The 12,236-nt window shown below is 34.8% G+C and carries 11 protein-coding genes; 8 read left to right on the top strand and 3 right to left on the bottom strand.

Features of this window, described 5'->3' with window-relative positions; genetic code table 11:
• Window positions 1-6: 6 nt before the first annotated feature.
• Window positions 7-765 carry a VOC family protein gene (locus tag CD29_RS04905; protein WP_052124005.1) on the top strand — a complete coding sequence of 253 codons (759 nt, stop codon included), beginning with the start codon at window positions 7-9 and terminating at the stop codon, window positions 763-765.
• A gap of 30 nt (window positions 766-795) precedes the next feature.
• On the opposite strand, the gene CD29_RS04900 is transcribed toward CD29_RS04905, so the two are convergent.
• On the bottom strand, window positions 796-999 hold the full coding sequence (locus CD29_RS04900) for a cold-shock protein (RefSeq protein WP_036183597.1): 204 nt from the start codon (window positions 997-999) through the stop codon (window positions 796-798).
• A 159-nt stretch (window positions 1,000-1,158) separates the two neighbouring features.
• On the opposite strand from CD29_RS04900, the gene CD29_RS04895 reads away from it, so the two are divergent.
• From CD29_RS04895 to CD29_RS04885, 3 genes are all read left to right on the top strand, one after another.
• The gene (locus tag CD29_RS04895) at window positions 1,159-2,832 is read left to right on the top strand and encodes a formate--tetrahydrofolate ligase (RefSeq protein WP_036183594.1); all 1,674 of its coding nucleotides are present in this window, start codon (window positions 1,159-1,161) and stop codon (window positions 2,830-2,832) included.
• A gap of 151 nt (window positions 2,833-2,983) precedes the next feature.
• Window positions 2,984-3,697 (top strand): hypothetical protein, encoded by a 714-nt coding sequence (locus CD29_RS04890; RefSeq protein WP_036183593.1) that lies wholly within the window; start codon window positions 2,984-2,986, stop codon window positions 3,695-3,697.
• A gap of 215 nt (window positions 3,698-3,912) precedes the next feature.
• A complete protein-coding gene (locus tag CD29_RS04885) occupies window positions 3,913-5,643 on the top strand; it encodes an ABC transporter ATP-binding protein (RefSeq protein WP_036183591.1) in 1,731 nt (576 codons plus the stop codon).
• Between the two features lie 140 nt (window positions 5,644-5,783).
• Here the strand turns inward: CD29_RS04885 and CD29_RS04880 are convergent, their stop codons facing one another.
• Complete coding sequence (locus CD29_RS04880; protein ID WP_052124004.1) at window positions 5,784-6,353, bottom strand: hypothetical protein; 570 nt, start codon at window positions 6,351-6,353, stop codon at window positions 5,784-5,786.
• Window positions 6,354-6,467: 114 nt separating this feature from the next.
• Window positions 6,468-6,836: a DoxX family protein gene (locus tag CD29_RS04875; protein ID WP_268870975.1), complete on the bottom strand. Its 369-nt coding sequence runs from the start codon at window positions 6,834-6,836 to the stop codon at window positions 6,468-6,470.
• A 141-nt stretch (window positions 6,837-6,977) separates the two neighbouring features.
• Between CD29_RS04875 and CD29_RS04870 the strand changes: the two genes are divergently transcribed.
• The 4 genes from CD29_RS04870 (at window position 6,978) to CD29_RS04855 (ending at window position 12,080) form a co-directional block, all read left to right on the top strand.
• Entirely contained in the window at window positions 6,978-7,601 is a 624-nt protein-coding gene (locus CD29_RS04870; RefSeq protein ID WP_036183584.1) for an HD domain-containing protein, read from the top strand.
• Window positions 7,602-7,737: 136 nt separating this feature from the next.
• On the top strand, window positions 7,738-8,823 hold the full coding sequence (locus tag CD29_RS04865; RefSeq protein ID WP_036183582.1) for a DUF4362 domain-containing protein: 1,086 nt from the start codon (window positions 7,738-7,740) through the stop codon (window positions 8,821-8,823).
• A gap of 239 nt (window positions 8,824-9,062) precedes the next feature.
• Complete coding sequence (locus CD29_RS04860; RefSeq protein WP_036183579.1) at window positions 9,063-10,949, top strand: ABC-F family ATP-binding cassette domain-containing protein; 1,887 nt, start codon at window positions 9,063-9,065, stop codon at window positions 10,947-10,949.
• A gap of 12 nt (window positions 10,950-10,961) precedes the next feature.
• On the top strand, window positions 10,962-12,080 hold the full coding sequence (locus CD29_RS04855) for a conserved virulence factor C family protein (RefSeq protein WP_036183577.1): 1,119 nt from the start codon (window positions 10,962-10,964) through the stop codon (window positions 12,078-12,080).
• Window positions 12,081-12,236 lie beyond the last annotated feature (156 nt).

Here is a 12,236-nt window from a genome sequence, read left to right as displayed (position 1 = left end):
AGGGAAATGTATAAGTTAGACCATATAGTGCATTTTGTTAGTAAACCAGAATCATTCATCAAACAAATGTCTGATGAAGGTGTTCTAACAGTTCTTGGTGGCAAACATGAAATGTGGGGAACGTATAATTCTCTATGTTATTTTGATGATCTTTCCTATATTGAGTTTATAGGGTTGTTTGATGAAGAAATGTTTAAACAATCTGCAAAAGAACCTTTCACATTACATGAAACTTATGAAAATAGACATCGAAAAAATGGATTTACTCGAATTGCACTTCGTACAAATTCAATTGAAGAAGACGCTATAAAGTTAAAAGAAGCTGGATTAACAGTATATGGGCCCCAATCCTTCTCAAGAAAACGTCCTGATGGTACGATTGTCTCTTGGAAATTATTGCATTTTGGGATAGAAGGTCAAAATTTAGATTTCCCGTTTTTGATAGAGTGGAATCGTGAAGATCGTGAAAGATACGATGATTTGATAAACAGTGGAGCATTAAGTGAGCATCCATTAGGATGTTTAAAGATTGATTCGATTGTTTTTGAAGTAACTAATCTAGAACCAATTAAGCAATGGGCTAATCTGTTTAACTTTACACTTGAAACTACTGATAATGGTTTTTTATTAGTTACACCAAATTGTAATTTATCGTTTTATTCAAATACCAATAGTCAAAACAACATTAAAGAAGTTATTATTAGTGGGGCAAAGCAAGAAAAAATCATAGAAATTGAAAATGCTAAATATTCGTTTATCGTCTAGTACACACTCTTCCTTTTAGGAAGGGTTTTTTTATGATAATTTTGAGACGCTCGTAGCTTGTGGACCTCTATTTCCTTCAACAATTTCAAAAGATACCCTTTGCCCATCAATCAGAGAACGGAAACCTTCTCCAGAAATACCTGTAAAATGTACAAAAACATCCTCACCATCATGTGTTTCTATAAATCCATAACCTTTATCATCACAGAACCATTTAACTGTACCTTCGTGCATGTTAAAGTTTCCTCCCTTTTTCAGGTCAATTACTATACTATATTCAATCAACCTAAAATCTGTATACAAGTTGTTGGAATTGTACCAAATCCTTCATAGTTTTATTTTATCGGGTAAGTGTATAATTATAATTGAATAATTTCGAAAGTAGGTATTGATATGGCCCAAACAAAAAATTTAACTGATATAGAAATCGCAAATAATGCAGATATACAACCAATAGATGTTATCGCAGAAAGTGCCGGCATACCAGAAGATGCACTTGAACCATACGGCCGTTTTAAAGCAAAAATTGATCCTCTAAAAATTACTGGTACAAGTAAGGGGAAAGTCGTATTAGTAACTGCAATTAGTCCTACTCCTGCAGGAGAAGGAAAGTCAACAGTTACTGTTGGTTTAGCAGACGCATTAAAACGCTTAAATCAAAAAGTAATGGTAGCACTTCGCGAGCCTTCTTTAGGGCCTGTCATGGGTATAAAAGGCGGTGCCACTGGTGGCGGTTATGCGCAAGTTTTGCCAATGGATGAAATCAATTTACATTTTACTGGTGATTTCCATGCTATCACGTCAGCTAATAACGCTTTATCTGCTTTCATTGATAATCATATACATCAAGGGAATGAATTAAACATCGACCCACGAAGAATAATTTGGAAACGTGTATTGGATCTAAATGATCGCGCATTACGTAAGGTAATTGTTGGTTTAGGTGGTCCTGTACAAGGAATGCCTAGAGAAGATGGCTTTGATATTACAGTTGCATCTGAAATTATGGCAATATTCTGTTTAGCAACAAGTCTTCAGGATTTAAAGGAACGACTTTCAAGTATACTCATCGGCTACACATTTGATAAAGAACCTGTGTTTGTACGCGACTTAGGTGTAGAAGGTGCACTAACTTTATTATTAAAAGATGCAATTAAACCAAATTTAGTGCAAACGATGGAAGGTACACCAGCAATTGTACACGGTGGACCATTTGCAAACATTGCCCATGGTTGTAACTCGATTATGGCAACACAAACAGCTAGAAAATTAGCGGATATTGTTGTAACTGAAGCTGGTTTTGGAGCTGACCTTGGTGCTGAGAAATTTATGAATATTAAAGCAAGAAAAGGTCAATTCTCACCGGATGCAGTTGTAGTTGTTGCTACAATCCGAGCATTAAAAATGCACGGAGGAGTTCAAAAAACAGATCTAGCTAAGGAAAATGTAAATGCATTACAGACTGGCATTGTGAATTTAGAGAAGCACATTGACACAGTTCGTACTTTTGGCGTTGAACCAGTAGTGGCATTAAATCGATTTATTACAGACACTGAGGCTGAAATTAACTTCATCATGAACTGGGCCGAAGAACATAATATTCGCATCGCTCGTACTAATGTATGGGAAGAAGGTGGATTAGGTGGACTTGAATTGGCGCAAAATGTCATTGAAATACTAGATCAAGATCAGAACTTTGCCCCATTATATGAGTTAACTGAGTCAATTGAACAAAAAGTTACAACAATCGTTCAAAAGGTTTACGGTGGTTTAGGCGTTCAGTTTACAGACAAAGCGAAAAAACAAATTGCTCAAATCGAACAATTTGGATGGGACTTGTTACCAGTTTGTATGGCAAAAACACAATATTCATTATCAGATCAACCAAATCTCATTGGACGACCTGAAGGGTTTACAATAACTGTTCGCGAAGTGATTCCAAAATTAGGCGCTGGTTTTATCGTATGTTTAACTGGAGACATTATGACAATGCCAGGACTTCCTAAAAATCCAGCTGCATTGAGAATGGATGTAGATGAGAACGGGAACGCAGTTGGGTTATTTTAACTTGATATTTAAATAAATCTTAGTAATTAAGAGGATATATGTTCTATTTTAGAACACATATCTTCTTAATTTTTTTTGTTGTAAGGATTTTGTTTAAGATGCTTATTATTCTCTCCTTTTAGGAGAATTTAAAAAAGAAGGAGTGAGGATAATGAAAATGAAAATGTTTAATATTGGTTTATTTATATTTTTTTTCGTTTGGCCTAATGGAAATCCATATGCGGCTCAGAGAGTTGTTACTTCTCACATAATATCTGATTTATGGTATGAAAACATATTTCTAATTGCAGACAAGATAGATGGGGTGGCTACTAAAAACTTTACCATCCAAATAGGTGGTGGGGTGGATAGTGTTGGTGGGGAATTATTCTACAATTTTCCAAATTGGTACAATGCTAAGTTTGCACCAAAATTGTTTCATGAGGATATTAATGGGGACGGGTTAAAGGATGTAATTGTTTCGCTGATTACTGGTTCAGGTTCTGGACTATCTACTAAAGAAATTCATGTTTTGAATCAATTCAAAGATCCTAATAAAAGATATCAAGAAGTACCGGTTGAATCCATTAATGATGCAGTAAAAAGACTTGTAAATATTGGAGGAGAAGGCAATGAGGTTATGGTTGAAATAAATAACATGAAGTATTTTGTGGACTTAATGCAATTTGATTATCAATTTTTGAATGAGTCTCCTGCAGTAGGATCATTAGAGGATTATAAAGTGGAAAATGGTGTTCTGTTTGGCTATACAACTGTATTTGTAGCTATTCCGGAAGCTAGTATAGGCGAACTAAAAATTAAATATATTTGGGAAGGGAAAACATATAAAGCTGAATCTGTTGAGTTTATAGAAAAAGTGACTTGAACTACAAAATCATATTTTTTCTAACTAAGTCATTAAGAGTAGCTTTCTAATAGTGTTCATTTTTCCATTAGTATATAATGGAAAAGAATAATTGGAAAAAAATTAAAATTACATATACGAGACAATTTATTGCATTTTCATGATTTTGTTTCTAGTAGATCACTTTTACTAGAAACTGCAGATATTTAAATATTGAGATTAATAGGAGAAATAAGATGATTAATCAAGAAGGTTCAATCACATCTTTTAAATCGTTGATCGCTAAAGCTGGCTTGCCTAAAATGCAACTGATTTTTGGTTTTTTACTAAGTATTATTACAACAATATTTGGCCTAGCAATACCACTTCTAACAAGGGAAATTGTTGATGGATTTGCAGTTTCATCGATTAATATTGTTATTGTCATTGCGATTGTTGCAGTTTTTATTCTTCAAGCCATCATTGATGGGACATCTATGTATTTACTAAGCTATGTTGGACAAAAAGTGGTGGCCAATTTACGCGAAATGATGTGGAAAAAACTAATACGATTACCAGTTTCCTATTTTGACAAGCAGCAAAGTGGTGAAACAGTAAGTCGTGTAGTTAATGATACAGGTATTGTGAAAGATTTAATTTCACAGCATTTCCCAAACTTTATTTCAGGGTTAATTTCAATTATTGGTGCGATTATTGTCCTCTTTATTATGGATTGGAAGATGACTTTAATTATGTTTATATCTGTTCCAGTCACAGCAATTATTATGATTCCACTTGGCTCGAAAATGGCTAAAATTTCACGAAGTCTTCAAGACGAAACAGCAACTTTTACAGGAAATATTCAACAAACTCTTAGTGAAATTCGTTTAATGAAATCTTCCAATGCAGAAGTTTATGAAGAAAACAAAGGTTTTAAAGGGATTAAGAATTTATTTAAATTTGGTTTAAAAGAGGCGAAAATATTTGCCCTTATATCACCAATCATGTACACGATTGTCATGATTGTGATTGTGGTCATCATTGGGTATGGTGGAGTTCGTGTTGCAGAAGGTTCTATGACCACAGGTTCCCTTGTTGCCTTCTTGTTATATTTATTCCAAATTATTTATCCGATTACGGCTTTTGCAATGTTCTTTACGGAACTATCTAAAGCAAAAGGTGCAACAGAAAGGATAATTGAAATATTAAATATCCCTCTTGAAAACGGTCAAATTGGTGTTGAATTACAAATAACGAACGAATCGATTGTATTTGAACATGTTTCATTTAGCTATGATGAAGAACATCCTGTTATTCAAGATGTATCATTCGAAGCTCGTTCAGGTGATATGGTTGCCTTTGCAGGTCCTAGTGGAGGCGGAAAATCAACGCTATTCTCTTTAATAGAAAGGTATTATGAGCCATCAGAAGGACAAATTCGAATTGGAGATATGTCCATCCATCAACTTTCACTAGAGTCATGGAGAACTCAAATTGGCTATGTATCGCAAGAGAGTGCTATGTTAGCTGGAACAATTCGTGATAATCTATGCTATGGACTTTCTGAAGATATTTCAGACGAACAGCTGTGGGATGTTGCTAAAATGGCATATGCAGAAGAATTCATCCGAGCTTTCCCATATGGGCTGCATACAGAAGTGGGTGAACGAGGTGTAAAGTTATCGGGTGGACAAAGACAAAGAATTGCTATTGCGCGGGCATTTTTAAGAAATCCCAAAATCTTATTAATGGATGAAGCAACCGCAAGTTTAGATAGTGAATCAGAAAGTGTCGTACAAGAGGCGCTTACACAACTAATGAAGGGAAGAACGACATTCGTAATCGCCCATCGATTATCAACGATTGTTGATGCAGATAAAATTATTTTTATTGAAAAAGGTCGAATTACTGGGATGGGTAAACATGACGAATTGATCGCTAATCATGAGATCTATAGAAATTACGCTGAGCAACAGCTGACAACTTAAAAACAGTATTAAGAGTGGTCTTAAAAGGGTATTTTCATGATTGTTTCTATTTTATTGTATTAATGGTTCTAACGTGAAAATTTGTTAAAAAATGTGATTTAAATATTGAAAGGAGAGCAAAATGCTCTCCTATTTTAGTACTATTCAATCACAGTAAAGATAATAGAGGTTTCTAAATTTACAGTGTTAACTGAAATATCTTCACCAACTGCAAAATCTGTTCTTCCTTTAATTTCATATTGTCCAGGAGGGAATTTTCCTTCAGCTATTTGCATAAACACTTCGTCACTATATGGCTTACCTGGGGCTCCATCGTAATAAGTGCCGCCTGAGAATTGATATTCTTCAATTAATGGAACGTCTTTTTTAAGCTCTGTAAAAATTAAAGGTTCGTTCATGGCAGCTTGAAATTGATAATCTTCTGTTAAATTTGTTGTCAACAGCCAAATTGGTGATGCTGCGTGTGAAATTGTAATAGAAGCTTGATCGCCTATATATGTAAGCACAGCTTGAATTTGTAAGGGTTCCCCAACTTGATAGACAGCTTTTTCACTCGTAAGTTTAAATGAGAATTGCCCATCTTCTATAATACCTTCTGTTACATTTTCTATGTCATAATTCGATGAATTTCCGTTAGTTTGTTCTCCTGTTCCACAGCCAAATAACATAAACACTAGGACAACAAGAGTTATGATCCATTTGCTTTTCAATGACTTTCATCTCCTTTTGTGAATTAGTCGTATAAAATTGAAGAACGTTTCAACCAAAATAAAAAGCTTGTGATTAAACAATCAACAAGCCAGAGTGATAAAACAACTTAGTATTTATTTCTTTTTCTTTCTCTCTACAAAAAAATTATCCAGGGCAATGAATCTACTTCCAGCAACTAATAAGGCCATTGACATGGCTAGTAATAATACATCGATTTCGTAGCCTTGTAAGAATCCTATTTCAAATTTTACATAAACAATGGCACCGATCATAATGATTGAGAACAATGTGGCAACAAAACGAGTAGTGAAACCAATAATCATAAATAGACCACCAACGATTTCAACAAACGTCACACCGTAAGCTACATAATCTGCATAAGGGATGTTGTAGTTTAAAAAACGATCTTGAACGACACCAATACCCTCTTGATATTTAGCTAGTCCATGTAATAAAAACGTCGCACCTAAAACAATACGGATGAGAAAAGTACCAAATTCGTTTGCCTTCAGAATAATCTCCTTTCGATTTTACACTCTTTAAAACTAGTTTATTATAGCCAGTCCAACTATAATACAAAATATAGGAAAAGATATTTATCTTTGAGAGGGAGTCAAGATAACATGATTGAATCAATGAAAGAGAAAGTAAAAATTATTTATGAACAATTTGACGCTAGTCATGATTTTGATCATATTATGCGAGTTTTGCAAAATGCTGAAGCTATCTTAGCAAGCGAAGCTTCTTGTGATAAAGAAATTGTTCGTTTAGCTGTATTGTTACATGATGTAAGTGATAAAAAATATAGCGAAAGCAAAGATCTTGAACAACAATTAATTAATGAATTAGAAATTAGTGAGGATAAAAAACAACATATTCGAGATATTATTGCGAGTGTTTCATTTAATGGAGGAAACGAACTTCCAGTAACAACGATTGAAGCAAAAATAGTTAGAGATGCTGATCGTTTAGACGCAATAGGTGCAATTGGGATTGCTAGAACTTTTGCTTATGGTGGAGCAAAGGGGCGTAAATTGTATGACGAGTCAGAGGAAGTGAGGTTACAAATGTCAGAAGACGACTACCGTAGTAAATCTACTGCATCTGTGACCCATTTTTATGAAAAACTTTTACTGCTAAAAGATTTAATGACAACAGTAAAAGGAAAACAAATGGCAGAGGAAAGGCACGCCTTTATGATATCGTTTTTGCAACAACTTAAGATGGAAATTAAAGGGGAAGCTTGATTAATCGAGCTTTCTTTTGTTTTCTTCGGAATATACTTAGTGTGACTATTTCCCATCACAAACGTCTATTTAACGATAGGATAATTTAACCGGAATTATTTGTGTTGATTTTAATATGCTCAGATTGGAGATTGGAATGAGAAAAATTTGTTTATATATGATTTTCCTCACGCTTTTTGTTGTTATGTTAGCAGCTTGTAATAGTCAAATCGAATCAACTAGTAGTGAAGAACAGCCATCAACAATTGATAATAACTCTAAACTTAACGTTAAGGGTGTAAGTAATGTTGATATTGTAAATAGTCATGGAAATATTGAAGGATTGGAAAAGATGACTCAGTTTTATGATAATGCACAAAATAGAGTTCCTTCTGAATTGCGGATTGTGCACTATACTATTGAAGGTGACCCGATTGTAGAGGATATAAGTTACGATGGTGGGACACTTCAAGTGACACATGACTCAACTCGTGACAAATTTGGAAGTGGAGAAATTACAACCTATCATTGTGGCAAGCTGATTGAGGAAATGAATCCTACAAATACGACATATATAGCGGTTGACTGTAACGATGAATATTATGGATTACAAGAACTTTTGCAAATTAACTACAACATGAGCCAACAAGATTTGTTTGAATTTGAGTTGAAGTATGGTTTAAACGAGGAGAACGAAATCAGTACGAGTACTGTAGATGTAAACATTGCAACGGATGTAAAGCAAGAGGTGTATAAAAAATTAGTTTATGCGAATTATTTAGGTGAAAAAGAGTTTAAGAGTTCCTGTAATAACGATGATTCAATAACTTACAATCTTTTAGTGAAAATTAATGGAGGCCAACGAGAATTTCAATGGAGTGATTGTGATACAAGTTTAGATGGCATTAAGTTTACGAATATAGCAAACTATATCATCGAACAATCTGCTATTAAGGAAAATGTACAATTAACAGATACTGTTTTGGGTTATGTATTGAAAATAAAAGATGATGAACTACTTATTGGTGAAGATCTCACAATGCTCGATTACGAATGGGTAAAAGATGAAATTGAGCATATGAATTTTGAACACTTTGTTTATGAGTTTACAGTTTTAGAGGGTGTTGATACAAAAGAATTCATTCCTGGTGATAAAATTGTAGCAACCATAGAAGGAAGTATAATTGGTTCCAAACCTGGTAGAGCAAAAGTGAAGGAAATTAATAAAATAAATCTATACTAATTGTTTCATTTATTAATATGCTTAAGAGCTTACGTTCTGCGTAGGCTTTTTTTTTTGCCCTACTTTATAGATGACTATTAAAAGAGGTAACACAATTCAATTTGTGTTAAATGCTTTCTACTGCAATATTAGTTATAATATAAAGAACAGAAAGCTGATGGAAGGTTTTTCATTGTTGCCAATGCATGAAAAATGAAAAATCTTTAATTCTATAGCAAAAAGGAAAGAGAAGGAATTTTATGAGCCATTTAATAGTTTCAAACTTAACTAAGACGGTAGGGGACAAGACCCTGTTTAAAAATATAGAATTTACAATTTATGAGGGTGAACGCGCGGGATTAATCGGTATCAATGGAACAGGTAAGTCGACGCTATTATCGATTTTAGCAGGTATACAAGATGCTGATACGATAGAAATAGATCATCCAAATAAGTATCGAATTGCCCATTTACCTCAAGAACCGCAATTTACAGAAGATGAAACTGTCTTACAAGCGGTATTCTCTAGTGATTCTCCTATAGTGAAATTAAATCGAGAGTATGAAGATACAGTTGCACAATTATCTAAGAATCCGGATTCAGAACAATTACAAACTACGCTATTCCGGTTACAACAACAAATGGATTCTGAAAAAGCTTGGGATGTCAATGCATTAGCTAAGCAATCGTTAACTAAGCTTGGTATCGATATGTATGATGAAAAAGTTTCTAACCTATCTGGTGGTCAGCAAAAAAGAGTGGCACTTGCAAAGGTATTAATTGAACCAGCAGATTTGTACTTATTAGACGAGCCTACTAACCATTTGGATGTGCAATCGACTGAATGGCTCCAAGAGATGGTTACTCGTTTAAAAGGGGCGGTCATTTTTATTACTCACGATCGTTACTTTTTAGATGAAGTATCTACTCACATCTATGAACTTGCAAATCAGACGCTCTATCGACATACAGGAAGCTACGGGGATTATTTAGAGTCTCGTGCTATACGTGAAGAAATGCAAGCTGCAACGCAAGATAAATTACGAAACCGCTACCGTTCAGAATTGAAATGGATTCGACGTGGAGCAAAAGCCCGTACGACGAAGCAAAAGGCAAGAGTTCAACGGTTTGAAGATTTGGATTCCCAAATCGAGCGAGGTTCAAATGATGCAAATTTAGAATTGTCACTAGCAACAACTCGCCTTGGGAAAAAGGTTTTAGAAGGTGAGAATTTATCAAAAGCTTTTGGTGAACGTGTCATTTTAAAGGATTTCGACTTTTTACTAAGTCAAGGTGATCGAATCGGTATTATCGGATCAAATGGTTATGGTAAGTCAACTTTACTAAATATACTAGCAGGTGAACTAGAACCTGATGCTGGTGAGGTTATTGTCGGTTCGACAGTTAAACGAGCTCATTTTAAACAAGTACTTCCAGCCATGAATGAAAACGCAAGAATGATAGAATATATACGAGAAACTTCGAATGATATTACAGATTCGGAAGGTGTACGTTATTCAGCCGCACAAATGCTAGAGAAGTTTTTATTCCCTTTACATACTCACGGAACACCAATTGGTAAGTTATCTGGTGGGGAAAGAAAAAGACTTCATTTATTACGTTTGTTAATGGAGCAACCGAATGTTCTATTACTGGATGAGCCTACAAATGATTTAGATATTGAGACATTAGGGGTACTTGAGGACTTTATCGAACATTTCCCAGGAGTCGTTATTACTATTTCACATGACCGCTTTTTCCTAGATCGAATAGCAAGGAAACTTTGGATATTGGACGGTAAAGGAAATGTGGATGAAAGCTTAGACGTCTATTCAGATTATTTAGAGAAACAGTCATTTGTCGTAAAACAAGAAAGTAAAGAAGAAAAAGAGGAAAAGCCGAAGCAACAAAAGACAAAAAGTGATAAGAAAAAGTTAACATTCAAAGAACAAAAAGAATGGGAAACGATGAGTGATTCAATTTCAAAAGTGGAAGAAGATATTGAGAAAACAGAAGCAGAGATAGCTACTGCTGGCTCCGATTATACAAAATTACAACAACTAACTGACCACTTAGCTGAGCTAAACAAAGAATATGAACGATTAATTGAACGATGGTCTTACCTTGAAGAAATCGTAAATGGATAGGAGAGATACAATATGAAAATCGTAACAATTGAACCAACGCCAAGTCCAAATTCAATGAAAGTTGTAGTAGATGAAGAACTTCCATTTGGAAAAAGTTTTAATTATACAAAAGACAATGGATCTAGTGCCCCTCAAGAAATACAAGCAATCTTGAATGTGGATGGTGTAAAAGGGGTATACCATGTAGCAGATTTTTTAGCAATTGAACGAAATGCTAAGTTTACTTGGGAATCTATTTTATCCAGTATTCGTAAAGCATTAGGTGAGAAAGGCGAAGAAGTTGCACAGAATGAGCAAGTAGTAGATCATTTCGGTGAGGTTTTTGTGCATGTTCAAATGTTTAGAGGTATCCCTCTTCAAATAAAAGTATTTGATTCGTCATCTGAACAAAGAATTTCAACTGGCGAGCGCTTTGTGCAAGCTTTTCAATCCATTCAAATTGAGAAAAATGATGAAAATTATATATTAGAAAGAAAATGGGTTGATTTTGGCGTTCGTTATGGTGATAAAGAAGAAATTGCCCAAAGCATCTTAACGGAAATTTATGCAACTTACCCAGAAGCTCGTGTACAAGAGATTGTTGAGGGTGCTAATACGAAAGAGACAATTTCCCTTGAACGTGAAAAAGTAACATTAGAACAATTCGAGAGTGCAGAGGATTGGCAAAAGCGTTATCAATTATTAGATCAACTACCTGATCCGGAAATAGATGATCTCCCTTTACTAGAAAGAGCATTAGAAGATGAACAAATGTCGATTCGACGTTTAGCAACTGTTTATTTAGGGATGATTGAGAATGTAGCGGTAGTTCCGCTACTTTCTTGCGCATTAAACGATAAAAGTGCAGCTGTCCGTAGAACTGCTGGGGACTGTATGAGTGACTTAGGATTAGTTGAATTTGAGCCGGCAATGATTCAAGCCTTAAAAGATAAAAATAAATTGGTCCGCTGGCGTGCGGCAATGTATCTTTATGAAACAGGAACGGAAGAAAGTTTACCCGCTTTACAAGAAGCCGAGAATGATCCCGAATTTGAAGTAAAACTGCAAGTGAAAATGGCAATTGCTCGCATTGAACAAGGTGAAGAAGCAAAAGGTTCTGTTTGGAAGCAAATGACGGAAAGAGATAATTAATAATTAGTAAGGGAAAAGGGTGCAATCTGTGGATTGTACCCTTTTGACATTCTATCCCTAAGAAATATAGATACAAAAGCAGAATCAACTTATGTGCCCAAAGAGAGAAACGATGCAGCGAAAAGTAACATAGAAGGCCTCTATGTGCCCAAAGAG

Origin of the sequence: Ureibacillus manganicus DSM 26584 (assembly GCF_000772945.1) — a bacterium.
Lineage (GTDB): Bacteria > Bacillota > Bacilli > Bacillales_A > Planococcaceae > Ureibacillus > Ureibacillus manganicus.
The sequence above is the reverse complement of the archived record's forward strand: the minus strand, read 5'-3'. Positions and strand labels throughout refer to the sequence as shown.